Raw genomic sequence first — 16788 nt, forward strand, 5'->3', positions numbered from 1 at the left:
TTATAAGAGAAAGCAACTACTAAATGTTATAAATTACTAGTTTTTTCTACTATTTTACTATTCCCTGTAAATATATATTTAAGACACAGAAATGCATATTTTAAAGGAATTCACTCATTAATCGAGTGAGTATTTGCTTTTAGCGTAAAAATGAAAATACCGCTTACCTCAAAAGTAAGCGATAATTTGATACTAGTCTCCATTTTTGCCATTTTGAAACGTTCATAGCGCTGTAATCTCTTCACTTCATTCATTATAGCTCAAACTTCCTTACAATCAATGACTGTTCTAATTAACAGATCGAATAAAAAAGCAGATGCACAATATCTGTACATCTACTTGTGATTTATCCCGCATTAACGGGTAGTAATTTATTTACCTCAAAAGTGTAAGGGTAGAGGCAAGACTCCCACTCTAGACTTAAACATGGCGAAAAGGCAGGCGGGAAATCAACTACCCGTAAAAGCCCGATTGGTTCGGGCCAACACGTTGTTGGTCACACAAGCGTTGTCACAGGACGTGACGGTTTTAGCTTGTGTTCCTTCATTTATTGGGGAATGTACCCCCCACTGATTGAAGTTTCACTTTATCTCATTTTCTTTAAGCTTTTCGATACTTGCTTCCACTTACGTTTTTCTGCAAGCTGTGCATCCGTATTCGCCTTTTTCTCGATATAAGCAAGCTCCCGCTGTAGTTTAAAATAGCTTGTTAAACGTGCAGCATCAAGTTCCCCTTCTTCAACTGCCTGCAAGACAGCACAACCGGGTTCATTTTTATGCTGGCAATCCCGGAATCGGCAGTTTTCCGTAAGCTGTTCAATATCAGAAAAACTTGCATTCAGACTGTCTCCCTGATCCCATAGCTGTAACTCCCGCATTCCTGGAGTATCGATCAGGCAAGCTCCGGATGGTAACACAACAAGTTCCCGATGTGTTGTCGTATGGCGGCCTTTTGCATCATCTTCACGGATTGTAGACACTTTCATTTGTTCTGAGTTTAATAAAGCATTCGTAAGCGTTGACTTTCCGGCACCAGAAGAACCGAGTAATGCCGCTGTTTTCCCTTCCGTTAGTAGCGCATGTAATGGAGCCATTCCTTCACCTGTCTGTGCACTTACCGTTAAAATATCCACACCAAATGCGACCGATTCGATTTCACTCAAAAATGGTGTGACTTCCTTACACAAATCCGATTTTGTTAATACAATAACCGGTGTTGCCCCCGAATCCCATGCAGCTACTAAATAACGTTCTAAACGGCGTATATTGAAGTCATCATTTAAACTCATGACAAGTAAAATGAGATCTATATTTGTCGCCACGATTTGTTCATCGATTTCCAGACCGGCCATTTTTCTTGTGAATTTTGATTTCCGCTCAAATAAATGATGAATTATGGCACGGTCTTCTCCCGGCATTTGTTCAATAATGACGAAATCGCCTACAGCCGGGTAATCTTTTCTTGAAAAGGCATGGTATGCAAAGTTTCCGGATACCGTTGCCAAAAACTCTCCCTGTTCTGTCAGGACACGATAGGAATGTTTATGTTCGAGTATGACGCGTCCAACAAGTTTTGTGGACGTATCAATGGATAAAGTTTGTAGTTGTGTATCAAAAAAAGTGGTGAAACCTAATTGTTGTAAATTCAATAGAATTGCCTCCTAATGGCGTATGATATTTTGTTTTCAGGCAAACAAAAAACCTTATGACCAGCAATTTTGCTCGTCATAAGGTTTCATACGCACAGTAAAGAAGCGTGACTCTTCTATATTAGAAGGCACTATTGTGGCGAATGTCATATGACAAGCATAATTGCATTGTTTCAATCTCATGTAATTTAGTCATATTCATCACCATCTTTCTCCATTAGTTATTCCAACTATAACAATAGATAGAATGTTTTGTCAATACAGTTCGACGGTCTATTACAAAATAATTAACAGTTCGTTCTACTCTGCTGCATTAGCTGATGATTCCATTCATTATTGAATCTTCTCGAATATTATGAAACAATTATTTTATTCGTTATGATCATAACAATAAATAGAAATTATTAAAAAGAGGGATTCTAGATGAACATTCGATTAATACAATGTACTACCGAAAGTTTAGACGCTTTACAAACAATCAGCCGTGATACGTTTTACGAAACATTTCATGAGCAAAATAGTGAAGAGAGTATGACTGCTTATTTGAATGATGCTTTTTCAGTAGAAAAACTGACAGCTGAGATCAAAAATAAACACTCTCTATTTAAGTTACTGTATGTAAATGAAGAGCTGGCAGGTTATTTAAAAATCAATACAGACGAAGCACAGTCCGAACAATTGGGGCAAGAAACTCTGGAAGTGGAACGAATTTATATTTTAAACCGTTTTCAGAAACTTGGTTTAGGGAAAGTATTAATGAACGAAGCGATCAAACTGGCCCATGAAAAGAACAAAAACAAAATTTGGCTCGGCGTATGGGAAAAAAATCTGAATGCCATTGCGTTCTATGAGAAGGCTGGCTTTGAAAAAACAGGCTCTCACTCATTTTTCATGGGTGAAGAAGAACAAAAAGATTTTATTATGACTAAACATTTGTGAGGGAAAATAATGTACATTCCAAAGCAGTATCAATTAACAGATGAACAAAGGATTCGTCAGATTATTAATGAGTATAGTTTTGCGACAGTTGTTTCCCTTCACCAAGGTGTACCGACTGCCACGCATTTACCGCTCTATTTAAGTGAAGACGGGAAGTTTATTTACGGTCATTTTGCACGCGCTAACACCCAATGGAAAGATATTATCGATCAGCAGGTGCTCGCCGTTTTCAATGGCCCGCATAGCTATATCTCTTCTTCCTGGTATGAAACGAAAGATTCTGTACCTACGTGGAATTATGTGGCGGTTCATGTAAAGGGATTTATCGAACTGATGGAGGATGAAGAGGAAATCCGCCTATCCCTTCACCATTTGATTGATAAATATGAAGTGCATAATAGTTCCTATGATGTAAATGCTGTTGATCCGAAATATATGAACGGCTTATTAAAAGGCATTGTGCCATTTAAAATTCGGATTAGTTCAGTTGAAGCTACGGCAAAATTAAGCCAAGGCCATTCTAAGGAACGCCAAAAACTTGTCATCGATGAATTACTAAAACGGAATGACAGTTTTGATGAAGAAATCGCAAAATTAATGATGGAAAATTAATGGATTGTAAAATGTTTGAATTGTTTAAATAGTCTTATATTTTAATTGACACCCATATCCTAATATGGTAAATTTATCTCGAATTCAAGGTATAGAACTTCTTGGGTTTCATAATAGTTGGGAGGAATTTATCATGGTAAAATGGCAAATCGATCAGGCACACTCAACAATTGGTTTTGAAGTCAAGCATATGATGGTATCGAAAGTTAAAGGTCAGTTCACTAACTATTCAGCGGATGTAGAAGTGGATAATTTAGAAGATTTAACATCGGCACAAATTGAAATTACGATCGATACGACAAGTATTAATACAAACAATGAAGATCGTGACAACCATTTAAAATCAGCGGAATTTTTTGATACTGAGCAATTCCCTGACATTAAATTTAAATCGACAAGCATCACAAAAGATGGTGATGACTATAAAGTTTCAGGCGATTTGACGATTAAAGATGTAACGAAACCAGTCGTATTCGATGTAGAATATGGCGGTAAAGGAACAAATCCATGGGGTGTTGAAGTTTACGGTTTTGAAGCGGAAACGAAAATTGACCGTGAAGAATTTGGTCTTACATGGAACGCAGCACTTGAAACAGGTGGCGTATTAGTCGGAAAAGATATTAAAATTAAAGTAGAACTTGAATTAAACCCAGCACAATAATTAGTAAGAAGCAGCCGTAGCTATTATGTATACGGCTGATTTTTTTGTGCAACTTTACATATTTTATAGCGTCAAGTTAGAAAACATTATTTTCCATTTAGGTGTGGGGTGCTATTTTGCGAAATTTTTGGTCTGCCATTACCTTATTCACTTTATGTTTGGCCTTTATCGGCGTTTGCGAGCGATGGGATCGTTTGGAATTCGGGGAGAACTTGATGGCCCATTAGGATTTAAAAAACAGCTTTATTACGAAAGATATGCCGAAAATGCAAATATTCAATGGCTGACCGATGAGATTGTCATTATTAATGGACACAAAATCAATCTAAAAAACGGGGAAACATTAGGTTATAAAATCAAAACGAGGTGAAGGTAATGCAATCGGCAATAATTTTTGATATGGACGGCACTTTATTTCAAACTAATCTTATTTTAGAACCGGCACTCGAGCGTACCTTTGAGTATTTACGCCAAAATAATCTTTGGACAGGTGCTACCCCTATCGATGAATACCGAGAAATAATGGGTGTTCCTCTTGATGTTGTATGGAAGACGTTGTGTCCGAATCATTCGGATAAAATTCGTGAAAAGAGCAATTATTATTTTCAGTCGGCACTTATTGAAGAAATCCGCCAAGGAAACGGTGCACTATACGAAAATGTAATGTCGACACTACAAATATTAAGTAAATCGTATCCCTTATTTATTGCAAGTAATGGTGAAACCGCTTATTTACAAGCGATTATGTCTACTTTTAAGTTAAATCGGTGGATACAAAAGTGCTATAGTATCGACATTATTCCATCAAGAAATAAGTCCCATCTTGTTGAACAAATAAAGCAGGAACAGAATATAGTCAGTGGTTTTGTCGTTGGTGACCGCGCATCAGATATTACCGCTGCAATTGATAACAATCTGCTAGCTATTGCAGTGAACTTTGATTTTGCCCAACATGAAGAAATCAAAAAAGCCCATTATATCATTGCCGAATTTCCGCAACTAATTGACATTTTGAACAACAATCGAATATTGGAGGGAGAACATGAATAATTCGACCAAAAACTCAGATTTACTTAAATTAAGCAGCATATTTGCGATCATTGGGCTGATATTAATTGTTTTTAACGGATCTATTGCCAACTCACTCGGCACTATTTGGATACAATCTCTCGGGGGAATGTCCGATACAAATGAATACATATTTATAAAAACGAGTTATTCTCATGCATCACTTGTAATTGGCGGGATATTTTTGAGCATCAGTTTAATTGCAATGCTTTTCAGCTGGTATCAGCTTAGAAGTTAATAATAGGTTACACGAAAAAAGCATCGATTTAAGTCGATGCTTTTTTTTGTAGATAGAGATGACATTTTATTTGTTATTACTTTTATATTTTTCATGTACGGATGTTTCCTGAACAGGTTCGTCAGGAATACGGTTGTACGATTCTTTCTCGGTATCAACATTCGATTCCTGTTGCTGATTGCCTTCCACGTGACTGCGTTCATTATAAGATTTCATCTCTTCGTCATTACGTTCATCCGGTAACCGGTTATAGGACTCTTTTACGGTTTCAACAGATTTGTCTGTTTGACCGTTCACTTCCACATGACTTCTCTCATTGTAATTCTTCATCTCTTCGTCATTACGTTCATCCGGTAAACGGTTATAGGACTCTTTCACCGTCTCAACAGTTTTTTCATGTTTTGTGTTATCATCTACATGGCTGCGTTCATTGTAGTCTTTCATTTTTGTTTCATCACGCTCATCCGGTAAGCGGTTATATGATTCTTTATTCGTTTTTAGGCTTTTTTTTTCCTCGTTTCCTTCAACATGACTTCGTTCATTATATTTCTCCATTTTCTTATCATCACGCTCATCCGTTAAACGGTTATACGATTCTTTATTTGTTTTAAGCAATAAATCATCTTTCATTGATTCGTTTTGCACATTTACGTGGTTTGTTTCATCAAATTTTTCTACTTTCTCATCTTTACGTTCATCAGGCAAGCGGTTATATGATTTTTTATTTGTTTCAGATTCTTTGTTTCCCATTTTACATTCCTCCTGCTAAATCAATGTCGCTGACAATTTTAGAAGCGTGATAGTCATCTCTTCCCCTAATTAACTACATAAAAACATGTTGAGCTATTGTCCTAGTATTAAACCATTTACAGAATAAAAGTTAAAATTCATACTAAAAACCGCCTTTTCCAACAGTAAAAGGCGATTTTGTGATTGGCTGGAGCATAAATATGAAATGAAATTAAAGGGAATTTAACGTATTTACTTTATCTAAAAAGCATCCTGTTTTTTCCATATGCCCAGTTCTTTCATCTGATTTTAAAAATCGTATAACACGGCTCATCGTAGTTGGAATGACGGATGCGTGATTTTCGCATTCCGCTATATAAAACTCGCATGACACCCATTTCTCCGAAGCCAATGCAACAAATTTCTGCGCATCATCAACCATATCCCCCTCTTCTCCTCCAACTCCTATATAAAGGGGAGCTGCAATAGGTTTTTCAACTTGTTGAATTGTCCGGATAAGTTCATGGTCATTCCACCAAATCGACGGGCTTATGGCTATATATTTATAGAAGCAATCCGGATAAGTTAAGTAGCTCCAAAGCACGAATAATCCACCTAGAGAATGACCATATAGCGAGATTTTTTTATCATCTATTTTATATTTTTCCTGAAGCATCGGCATAATTTGATGCATTATATAATCCATAAATTCTACTGCTCCCCCAGCCGGAAACTCCTGCATCACTTTCCCTCTTCGAACAGGAAAATGATAGTGATCTGCCGGTGCCGTGAAATCATAGAACCGCTGTTTTGGAATATCCTTTTCGAGATGACCGATCCCGACTATAATGGCAGGCTCCACTTTTGTTTTTTTCCGGTTTCGCAACTGATTTGCCAGTGTTTCATACAGCAGTTTACTGTAGCGTGTCCCATCCAAAACTATGATTACCGGAAACCCTTCTGTCGGAGGAGTTTCTTCCGGTTGGTAAATGTCCACAATATAAGAATAGTCATTATAGTTTGATTGCATTTAATTCACCTATTTCATTAAATTGTAAGAAAAACAGACGGGTACATGATGCTCCTGATCAATCATAATCTTAGCGTCAATTTGGAAAATTTTTTTTAATACGTCGGCTTTCATTATTTGTTCGGGTGTTCCTGTATGAAGCACTTCCCCATTTTTCATCGCGATCAGTTCATCGGAAAACCTTGCTGCATGGTTCAAATCATGAAGCACCATTATAATGGTACAGCCCAAAGTTATATTGAGCTGGCGGACTATTTCAAGCACTTCCAGTTGATGTGCCATATCCAAGTATGTTGTCGGTTCATCCAGCAGTAAAATATCCGTCTCTTGCGCCAAAGCCATCGCCAGCCAGACACGCTGACGTTGCCCTCCTGAAAGTGCCGCGATTTCACGATTGCGAAACTCTACCGTATTTGTTACTTCCATAGCCCAATTGATTTTTTCAATGTCTTCTTTTATAAGACGTCCGACACTTTTTCGGTGTGGATAGCGGCCATATGCAATAAGCTCATGTACTTTCAGCTGTCCGGGTGCTGCGGGTGACTGTACTAGTAATGCCATTTTTTTCGCGATTTCCTTCGTCGACATCGTATTCATATTTTCTTCCAGCAGAAAAATTTCACCGCACTCTTTTTTTAAAATCCTGCCGATTGTTTTTAGTAAAGTAGACTTTCCGCAGCCATTAGGTCCAATAATCGTTGTGACCTTGCCAGTTTGAATCTTCACATTTAGATTTTCGATAATTCGTGTATTTTCATAGCCTGTTGTCAAATTTTCTACTTCAAATGCATACAATTTTTCTCATCCTTTCGATTTCACAAGTAAATAAAGGAAATACGGAATACCGACAAGCGATACGACGATCCCAACAGAGAGTTCTACCGGTGAAAAAACCGTTTTTGCTACATAATCTGAAAATACAAGTAAAATTGCCCCTATTAACAGACTTACCGGCATCATATTGCGATGATGAATACCGACTAGCTGTCTAGCAATATGCGGTGCCATTAAACCAATGAATCCAATGCTGCCGGAAACGGAAACACAGGCACTGACAAGTCCGACACTTGCAAGCAATAGTTTAATTTTTTCTCTTTCAAGCGGTATACCCAGACTTATAATCGTCTCTTCCTCCAATTGAAAGTAGTCGAGCAAATAGGATTTCCGGTAAATATAAATACCTAGAATAATCAGCCATGGCATCATCGCACTTACGAAATACCAGTTGGAATTATAGATGGAGCCATTCATCCATATAGCGGCCGCCTGATAATCCCCTTCATCCATTTTCAATGACCAAAAAAGGGTCATGGCACTAAAGCCTGTATTAATAGCAATTCCGGTTAATATCAGCTTTTGCATATCCATACGTCCATGCTTAAATGAAATGACCAGTATAATCGCTGCCGCTATTACTCCTCCTACAAACCCAAAAATCGGAACAAACAATATTTTAATAAGGCTGTTTACCTCTACGTCAATCAATTCGACATGAAAGAAAAACATGAAAATGACGATTGCACAGCCAGCACCCGCATTAATCCCGATAATTCCCGGATCTGCAAGTGCATTTTTCGTAATCCCCTGCAGTACAACGCCCGCCATCGCAAGGCCCATACCGACAAGTGCAGCAGTAATGATACGTGGCAGCCTGAAATCAAATATGACTAAATCAAATTGTTCAGTAGAATCAATCCGCAGTAAAGTCTTAAATACTTCTAGTGCCGTCATTGTAAAGGCGCCGCTCGTTAAATGTATGTACATAGTTAAAAGAAGTAAAAAAAATAACGTTCCGATCATTAATAGCCATTTCATCTTTTTATGCGGCATATTTTTCACCGCCTTTTCGTCGTATTAAGTATAGAAAGAACGGCACTCCAATAAGTGCAGTTACTACTCCAATCGGTGTTTCAAACGGGAAATTGATGTAACGGCTTACGAGATCACAGCCTGCCAGGAAAAATGCACCCATTACAGCCGAACAAGGAATGATGACACGATAGTCAACACCCATGAGCATTCTTACAATATGAGGTACGACTAATCCGACAAATGCAATTTTCCCGACAAGAGCTACAGCAGTACCTGTCAACATAGCAACAGCTAACATGCTTAATACTTTTACAATTCTAGTTTTTTGACCCAATCCGACAGCAACATCTTGACCAAGTGCTGTAATTGTTACAGCGCGAGCCAAGGAAATGGCCAGCAGCAGCCCGATCATTCCAATGGGAACACATAAATAGATTAATTCCATTTCCACCATATGTACTTTCGAGTTATACCACATCGTAACCGTTTGTGAAATTTGGTGATACATCGCGACTGCTGTTCCGATACTGCTGATGAATGTCCCGACTACCGTACCGATTATTGCCAGTCTTACCGGAGAAAGTCCGTTTCTAATAATGGTTGCGAAACCAAATACAACTGCACCGCCAAAAAGTGAACCTAGCATGGATAGGAGGACTAAATTAAAACTTGAAATCCCCGGTAAAAAAACAAAGGCCACCGTAATAAATAAGGCTGAGCCGTCCGTTACCCCCATAATGGATGGAGAAGCAAGGAAATTTCGTGTAACTCCTTGCATAAGTGCACCTGCTGTTGCTAAAAATGCTCCAACAAATAATACAGCAAGCGCTCTTGGTACTCGACCAGACCATATTATTTGGTGATCTATATTTTCTTTGTCGTACCGGATAAATGCATCAATAATCGTTTCAATGGGGATCGATTTTGTACCCATTGAAATCGACATGATTAAAACAACAACAATCAGAACTGGCATTATTATTGAAAATAAAATGAAATGCCGATATGAAAAGTTCAAAAATAAAGGCCTCCTTTTATTGAAAAAGAAAGAGACTGCCCCGAAACCATTCCGGGACAGCTCTTTCACAGAAATGTAGTAGAGTCTGTTCTGACTTCTCTGAAGCTATCGATTGGATAATTCATCCTTATTATTTCAATACGTTTTCATTAAACGCGTCCAGGAAGTTAATTTTTGACCATGCTGTCCCGCCCTGTGCCATTGCATCAATTAGATTAACGTGCACATTATTTGTTTTGGCAGCAGTTGTACTGTTGAATATCGGATTATCTAAAATCTCCTGTAATAATTCAGGTGTCTCTTTATTTTCGTCATCAGCAAATTGAAGGAAAATCATATCCGGGTTCCATTCAGCCAATGTTTCATATGTAATCGTTGTTTGGGCTTCAATAGAATTTAATTCTTTCGGTACGGTAAAACCAAAATCTTCATAAAGTGAAGGGTTTAAATAAACTCCTGCCGGATAGACCGTCAAACCTCCACGTACGCGGATGATTAAAACCTTTTTATCTTTCAGTTCACTGTTGGCAATCGATTCCTTCGTACTAGCTAATTTTGTATCATAGTCTTTCAATGCTTTTTGGGCTTCTGGTTCTTTACCGGCTAATTGTCCAAACAGTAATAAATTTTCTTTCCAGTTTGTAGAAATATGCGAATAAGGGAATGTCGTTGCTATTTTGTTATAATTCGATATTTGCGCTTCATCCCATTTGCTTGTTCCTAAAATCACATCAGGATTCAAAGAAAGCATCGCCTCTGTATTTGGTTCTTTTTTTGATCCGACAACTGTTGCTCCTGCTAAATCCTTTTCTAAGTATTTAGGAACAGCCGTCCCATCCGTAGAAATGACACCCGCAGGTTTTACACCAAGCACAGCTGCATCTTCCATTGCTTCCAGACTTGCTGCAATAATCGTTTCTACTTTTGCCGGTACTTCGTAGTCGCTGCCTAAATAGGATACTTTTTGTGCTATAGCTTCATCTGCAACAGGTTTTTCATCCTTTGATACTTGTTCCGTTTCAGCGGCAGATGACGTATCCACCTCTTCATCTGTATTGCAAGCAGCAAGCATTAAAGCCAATGCCCCTGCACAGATTAATGCACGATGTTTTTTCATTATTCTTTCCTCCTAATTCAATCGATAACGATTATCATTATCACCTTATGTACAATGTCGATAATATCAAAAGAATATTTTTAAGTACATAGAGTTTTTTACAAAAGGAATGGACTTTTGCTCAAACAGTTAAATATTGCTTTCGAAAATTTGTCGGTGTCAGATGATATTGCTTTTTAAAAACTCGGCAAAAATAGAACGCATCCTGGTAACCGATTAGTTCAGCAATGTCCTTAATTGGAATTGTTGTCGTACGAAGTAATTCCCTCGATTGTTTTAACCGGATTTCCGTTAAAAATTGAATGGGTGACATGCCGGTTTGCTTATCGAACAAATAGGCAAGGCGTCGACGGTCACACCCTACCTCTTCCGCAATTTCTGCTATCGTAATAGGTAATGTATAATGTTCGGTCATAAATGTAATGGCTTGGTCCACCACATTATTTGATGTTTGTATTTTTGCATAAATGACGAGAAATTCCATCAGTTGCATAAAAAGGGATTTGCATTTCAGTCTGTTTATATCGCCCGGAATTTTTTCGAAACGGATTAATTGGTGGACTAAATAATCCAATTTATGATGATGACCTGTTTCAATTTTAAAATGACCTATTTCCACTGGAAAGGGGCTGTTTATCATTTCATAATGCAGTACCGTATAATACCATGGTTCTTCACTCGTTACCGTAATATCAATCGCCATATTAGGTCCGGCATGCAGGATAACCCCTTTATGTATAGCGTATACTTCTCCATTTAGCGAAAAATTTGCACTACCCGAAAGAGTAATAACGAGTCCGTTGAAACATGGAGCCGTAGTACGATTGTGATCATGTACATTAGGACCTAAACTTGTTACAAATAAATCTGCATATTGAATCGTTGAGTTGGCAAAATATTTTATTAAATCATTTGTTTGAATGTTCCTCACCCTCTTTATCTTTCAATACCATGGGAATGATAATCATTTTCAATAAAGGTACACTACTATGACTTATAAATTCAACATATTTTTACTACTTGAGTGAATTTATGCAATTTATCATATAATTCTTACTTAAAATAACCCAAAGAAATCTCAATTTACTTAATTAATTCTATTTTCCGAAAATGTAGTTGATAGTTAATACACTTTGATTTATAGTTATTGTATTTTAATGGAATAGAGGTATTGGGTCCGTGTTTTATGTAATCCAGTTTATTCTTGGCGGTACAGTTATGCTGTTAGCTTCATGGTTAAGTAAATCGAATTTGCACTTTTTGTCCGGTATTATAACATTGCTTCCGATCTTAACGTTGCTCAATATGCGGTTGCAAATGAAAAATATGACGGAAGATACTTTTCATATTGTGCAGCAAAACGCCATTTTTGGTGCTGTCGGCATGGTGTTATTTACTGTACTTGTTTTTTACTTGTCCGGTTTATGGAAGCCTAGTTATGCTATTTTAGGAGCACTTTCGGTTTATATCGTTTTCATGGTTGCCGGTAGACCTGTGCTTGCGTTGTTAAACGCTTAGTAACAGTATTGTTATGAATTCCTTAAAAATAAAACGCATGGAGCAGTTACTTTCGTAACCAGCCCCATGCGCTTTTAATTTTATTGATAAAATGGTTTTACTTCATAACCGCTTTGCTCTAAATGATAGCGAATATTTTTATCGACTAAGAAGTGACCTGCGCCGACAACGACAAAGAATGTCCCTTGCTGTTCTTCCAAAACATCAACAAGCTTTGCGGCCATTTCTTCATCACGTTTACCAAACAGCATCTGATTGAATTCGGATGTGTCTCCTTCCATTTCAGTTAAGCTTGCCGCAAACTTTTCCACATCACCTTTGACCCAATTCGTGAACCAGTCTGCCATTAACTGTACATCTTCTTCTGATTGTTCAGTAGGCTCCAAAATACCGTCAAGAGCGGCTACCAATGATTCTTCCTGGGCTTCTGGAGATAAAGCTTCAAACATATCGACTTGTGCATTAACACCTTCTAGCTCATAAATAGGCTTTTGCTGTAAGTAAGCACCTAATAAAAATTGCATATCTACCCCGTGCATCGCCATTTCTTCTGCTGTTAAACCAAATGCTCCATCCATCATCATTATCGAAAAATTATTTGAAAGCAACCAAGGCTTTTGCATTTCCAGTTCTTCCATAGGCACTTCAAGTTGAGTTGCGACTTTTTGAAGTTTCGCATACGTTTCTTGACTTACAACATCTTTAATCGTTCGTCCATCTTTAAACATTGCTTTTTCAATATAGTAATCCATACCGATTGGATCTAATAAGTTCGCTTCAACGAAAAGGCCGTCCGAATCATCGAAGGCTTTCGTTAATTGTTTATGCATAGGATATAAATCAGGTGTTCCTACATGAATGGAACCAAGCAAATACACTTTTGTATCTTCGTCTTCCACTACCCATGCAACACCTTTTGCGCCGGCGTTCGCCTGCTCAAATGTATTCTGTATTAAGCGTACTGCAAAAATAACCGCATGTTGTGTTGTAGCTTTTTTGTCGAGCATCAAGCCTTTTTCCGAGCCTTGTAATACTTTATGTTTCTGCATATATGTAACGGCATCTTCTGCTGTATCTAACTTGTATTGTCCGACAATATTATAAAGACGGTTAATAATATCACCGCGTGTGCCATCGCCTTTTACAGCAACCGGTTTAAATTTTTCGTTTTTATCCAAATTTAAACTTGCAATTTTTTGAGCAGTTAGCTTAATTAATGAATCCAAACGTTCAGCTGTAATAGTAGAACGGAAGCCGTCATAGTACCATTCGATCGGAAAAATACCGAATTTTTCGCCTTCATTTAATGTACCGATTGCCCAGCTGCTTATATCCGGTGTTACTTGCTCCGCTTTAACGGCAGGCATAATCGATGTAAGCATCAATGAAGCCCCCAGCGTTGTAGCCAAAACAGTTTTAGTCATCTTTTTCATTTAAACATCCTCCTGCATTAGAAAGTCATTTCCAATTGGTTTTTTGAAATAAATTATAGATAATGGAGAGATTCAAGGTAAATTCATTTTCCATTAAAATCTAATTCACAAAATAAGTGTAACATAAATTTACTTAATTATAGAATATTTTTACATTTAAATTGTTCGTCTATGTACAACAAAAGCTGTAACTATTGTTTGATATAGATAATTTGACTTAAATAAAAATAACTTTATTTTTCTAAATAATATGAAGCTGATTAATTTTTAATAAATCGGGTATTTTAACAATAGTTACAAGAAAGGTGGTTTCCATTCATGAAGAAATTTGCATTAATTTGCGCATTAAGTACAACTGCATTGTTAGTAGGCTGTGGTGACAGCGAGGAAGCAACCAATTTGCCTGAAAATGCGCCGACAGAACAAAATACAATGAATCAGACAAGTACTGTAACCGAAACTCCGGATGCCCCATTTAACTTTACTCACTTTGATTTGGATATCCAGTATGCGGATGATAAGAGTTATGAAGTGAGTTATGAAAATGAAGCATCTCGCGCAGAAGCACAAATCGAAGATGAAGTGAACAAAACAAAAATTGAAGGTAATGAAGCAACGAACAAATTGGTTCCGATTTTTGAAAGCTTCACATTCGATATCAATTCAGAAAAAGATGCAGTAATTGATGATGTGCTGCAAAAATTTGAACAACCGGACAGCTATTTGGAAGTGGAAATAGAAATTAAATATGCAGATGGTACAGTAAAAGAGTACCACCGTGTAGCACAGCAATAATGATAATGCAGCTGGAACTGAAGTAAATATACCAGTCAATTTTTACGGCCAGCTAAAAAATGCCATTTTTCTTCCCACGGAAAAATGGCATTTTTGTGTTATGTGCGACCCTATTCATTTTTTCTTGCCAAGCTGAATTAAATCATCTTTGCGATTTGCAATGTTTTATATAATACTTTTGCCATTTGCGAGCGTGTCAGTTTTCCATTCGGGTCAAATTCGCCGTTTTTCTTACCATCAAAAATTCCAAACTCATACGCTGTCGCTACAAAATAACGGTCAGACGAAGAAAGCTGTTTAAAATCAGTAAATGGAATTTTTTTATAATCAGGATCTGAAATTTGGACCCCCGCATATTGCAGCATCCGTATTGATAAAACAGCCGCTTCCTGCCGTGTGACAACTTTCCCTGCATTGAAATAGTTACTATTTGGATGCTCAAGTATACCGGTTTCCAACAGTGCCACTATAGAAGTTTCATACCATTTTCCACTGATATCTAGATACGTATAACTTTCGTTTGTCGTAATATTCATCGAACGGGCAATCATTGCCGCATATTGGGCCAAAGTTACTTGGGTATTCGGTTTGTAATAGCCGTTTTCTACCCCACTAACGATTTTACGTTTCGCTAACTGTTCAATTTCATATTGATGCCCATCAGCATGAGTATCAAAAAATTGCACTCGACTATTTACAACTTTAAATTGTGCGGATGTTTTCGTTTTTATTATATTTTTATATGCAATTTTTCTGTATGGCGTTGCTATATACTCCCCATCGTTATCTAGGCGAACAATGGTAGTTGAAGAAGGCAATCCCTTTACTTCTATATCAATATAGGAAGAAAATTCGAAGTTTTCATCATACATACTTGCCGTAAACAGTATAGAATCTTCATTAATTTCTTCAATTGTCATTGTCACAATATCATTATTATTTGTTTTTGGCACCGAATCATAAGGGATTGAAAGTGTAATAGTATCCGATACAGCTATTTTTGTGTTCATATACTGTTTCATTTCGGTAACAGGCATTACTACCGTATACAATTGATCTTTTTTTGAAACTTCTATGTTTGTCGGATAATCGGTTGACTTTTCCTTTTCATCAATATAATAAGGATCCCATCCATATGAAGTTTTGCGTTGTACTTCTTCGATATAAAGTAAATCTCGATAATTGGCTACATAGTTTTGCTGTAAGATCGTCAAACCGTTGTATTTAGCACGCACGGATGCTACTTCTTCCATTGAAGAGCTTGTCGACAGTTTGGAAATTTCATTTATTACTTGTTGTGCGACTGAACGATTGTTTGCTGGTGATATATACGTTTCGAACTCACGCTTTTTCTCACTCATTACTGGTGTGAGCAACATACGAAAATCATATGGCAATAATTGATACGCCTTCATGGCAGTTTCATAACTGTAAATATAACTGCTGTCCAGTACGGATAATTTTTCAAAATCAAGTTGTACTGCTTTCATTTTTGCTATGTTTTCCATATAATTTTGAAGCTGTAAGTATAAATAATTCGGGATTATCGCTTGCTGTGATGTCGTCAGAGAATGGTAATAACGATACGCTTCCTCAATATCACGCAGAAAAGTACTGTTTCGTGCAGAAATGGCAGCCATTTTATCCGAGAACGTCTTCAGATAAGTTTGATGGTTATCAGTACTTCCTAAATAATAAAATAGTGTTGTCGAATTACGAACATAACTTTGCTGATATGTCGATAATGAATAATACGCATTTTTTGCCTCTATTAAATAATATTCGTATGTAGTGCTAAATGGATTAATCTGATCTATGAGGTTTTCCACATTTTCAACCTGCCAGTCATTTGCAGCATCGATGTATGCAGGTGCGGTTATGATGACAGCTGGAGTTGTAAAGAGAGCCAAGTATAATGTTGTTTTTTTCATACGTTTAAACTACCTTCCTATTGTAAACTGATACAATCAGTTTAGCACAAATTACCTATTCATTGTATATTTTTCCATTTTTAATAAATACTCTCATTGCCTACATTTTCATTAAGTTTTATATTTAAATATATTATAATATCGAAAATAGTATTTTTTTATCATATAGTGTAAAATTCGGTTTACAAATTGCTGTTACGAATTCTTACGGATCAATGAAGTGGATTTTATAGAGGGAT

At 37.1% G+C, this 16788-nt stretch carries 19 protein-coding genes; 8 read left to right on the forward strand and 11 right to left on the reverse strand.

The features are described from left to right. Positions 1-110 precede the first annotated feature (110 nt). Together CBM15_RS19255 and rsgA are read right to left on the reverse strand one after the other, a co-directional pair. A complete protein-coding gene (locus CBM15_RS19255) occupies positions 111-254 on the reverse strand; it encodes a hypothetical protein (protein ID WP_158100193.1) in 144 nt (47 codons plus the stop codon). A gap of 332 nt (positions 255-586) precedes the next feature. Then, positions 587-1648 (reverse strand): ribosome small subunit-dependent GTPase A, encoded by a 1062-nt coding sequence (gene rsgA, locus CBM15_RS07260; protein ID WP_087616711.1) that lies wholly within the window; start codon positions 1646-1648, stop codon positions 587-589. A gap of 423 nt (positions 1649-2071) precedes the next feature. On the opposite strand from rsgA, the gene paiA reads away from it, so the two are divergent. The 6 genes from paiA to CBM15_RS07290 all read left to right on the forward strand — a co-directional run bounded on the left by paiA (position 2072) and on the right by CBM15_RS07290 (position 5166). Further along, positions 2072-2587, forward strand: coding sequence for a spermidine/spermine N(1)-acetyltransferase (paiA, locus tag CBM15_RS07265; protein WP_087616714.1), 516 nt, complete (start codon positions 2072-2074; stop codon positions 2585-2587). A 9-nt stretch (positions 2588-2596) separates the two neighbouring features. Next, complete coding sequence (locus CBM15_RS07270) at positions 2597-3199, forward strand: FMN-binding negative transcriptional regulator (protein ID WP_087616716.1); 603 nt, start codon at positions 2597-2599, stop codon at positions 3197-3199. A 133-nt stretch (positions 3200-3332) separates the two neighbouring features. Continuing rightward, entirely contained in the window at positions 3333-3860 is a 528-nt protein-coding gene (locus CBM15_RS07275) for a YceI family protein (protein WP_087616718.1), read from the forward strand. A gap of 25 nt (positions 3861-3885) precedes the next feature. Further along, positions 3886-4230, forward strand: coding sequence for a DUF5412 family protein (locus CBM15_RS19510; protein ID WP_239534668.1), 345 nt, complete (start codon positions 3886-3888; stop codon positions 4228-4230). A 5-nt stretch (positions 4231-4235) separates the two neighbouring features. Then, positions 4236-4910 carry an HAD hydrolase-like protein gene (locus CBM15_RS07285; protein WP_087616720.1) on the forward strand — a complete coding sequence of 225 codons (675 nt, stop codon included), beginning with the start codon at positions 4236-4238 and terminating at the stop codon, positions 4908-4910. Further along, a complete protein-coding gene (locus CBM15_RS07290; RefSeq protein WP_087616722.1) occupies positions 4903-5166 on the forward strand; it encodes a translation initiation factor 2 in 264 nt (87 codons plus the stop codon). Before CBM15_RS07285 ends, CBM15_RS07290 begins: the two co-directional genes overlap by 8 nt. Before the next feature lie 66 nt (positions 5167-5232). On the opposite strand, the gene CBM15_RS07295 is transcribed toward CBM15_RS07290, so the two are convergent. From CBM15_RS07295 to CBM15_RS07325, 7 genes are all read right to left on the reverse strand, one after another. Beyond that, positions 5233-5916, reverse strand: coding sequence for a hypothetical protein (locus CBM15_RS07295; protein ID WP_087616725.1), 684 nt, complete (start codon positions 5914-5916; stop codon positions 5233-5235). 211 nt (positions 5917-6127) lie between these two features. After that, the gene (locus CBM15_RS07300; RefSeq protein ID WP_087616727.1) at positions 6128-6925 is read right to left on the reverse strand and encodes an alpha/beta hydrolase; all 798 of its coding nucleotides are present in this window, start codon (positions 6923-6925) and stop codon (positions 6128-6130) included. Between the two features lie 9 nt (positions 6926-6934). Then, on the reverse strand, positions 6935-7720 hold the full coding sequence (locus CBM15_RS07305; protein ID WP_087616729.1) for an ABC transporter ATP-binding protein: 786 nt from the start codon (positions 7718-7720) through the stop codon (positions 6935-6937). Between the two features lie 6 nt (positions 7721-7726). Beyond that, positions 7727-8755: a FecCD family ABC transporter permease gene (locus tag CBM15_RS07310; protein WP_087616731.1), complete on the reverse strand. Its 1029-nt coding sequence runs from the start codon at positions 8753-8755 to the stop codon at positions 7727-7729. After that, on the reverse strand, positions 8745-9755 hold the full coding sequence (locus CBM15_RS07315) for a FecCD family ABC transporter permease (protein ID WP_087616733.1): 1011 nt from the start codon (positions 9753-9755) through the stop codon (positions 8745-8747). The genes CBM15_RS07310 and CBM15_RS07315 overlap by 11 nt, the downstream gene beginning before the upstream one ends. Before the next feature lie 130 nt (positions 9756-9885). Then, positions 9886-10875 carry an ABC transporter substrate-binding protein gene (locus tag CBM15_RS07320; protein ID WP_420820145.1) on the reverse strand — a complete coding sequence of 330 codons (990 nt, stop codon included), beginning with the start codon at positions 10873-10875 and terminating at the stop codon, positions 9886-9888. Between the two features lie 118 nt (positions 10876-10993). Further along, complete coding sequence (locus CBM15_RS07325) at positions 10994-11803, reverse strand: AraC family transcriptional regulator (protein ID WP_087616737.1); 810 nt, start codon at positions 11801-11803, stop codon at positions 10994-10996. 248 nt (positions 11804-12051) lie between these two features. Between CBM15_RS07325 and CBM15_RS07330 the strand changes: the two genes are divergently transcribed. Next, a complete protein-coding gene (locus tag CBM15_RS07330) occupies positions 12052-12390 on the forward strand; it encodes a GlpM family protein (RefSeq protein WP_014823793.1) in 339 nt (112 codons plus the stop codon). 80 nt (positions 12391-12470) lie between these two features. Here CBM15_RS07330 and CBM15_RS07335 read toward each other — a convergent pair whose 3' ends face one another. Continuing rightward, positions 12471-13823, reverse strand: coding sequence for a TraB/GumN family protein (locus CBM15_RS07335; RefSeq protein WP_087616739.1), 1353 nt, complete (start codon positions 13821-13823; stop codon positions 12471-12473). Positions 13824-14141: 318 nt separating this feature from the next. Here CBM15_RS07335 and CBM15_RS07340 point away from each other — a divergent pair, with 318 nt between their 5' ends. Beyond that, entirely contained in the window at positions 14142-14618 is a 477-nt protein-coding gene (locus CBM15_RS07340) for a YusW family protein (RefSeq protein WP_087616741.1), read from the forward strand. A gap of 137 nt (positions 14619-14755) precedes the next feature. Here CBM15_RS07340 and CBM15_RS07345 read toward each other — a convergent pair whose 3' ends face one another. Further along, positions 14756-16549: an S-layer homology domain-containing protein gene (locus tag CBM15_RS07345; RefSeq protein ID WP_087616743.1), complete on the reverse strand. Its 1794-nt coding sequence runs from the start codon at positions 16547-16549 to the stop codon at positions 14756-14758. Between the last annotated feature and the right edge of the window lie 239 nt (positions 16550-16788).

It is taken from the genome of Solibacillus kalamii (assembly GCF_002174535.1).
Classification (GTDB): Bacteria; Bacillota; Bacilli; order Bacillales_A; family Planococcaceae; genus Solibacillus; species Solibacillus silvestris.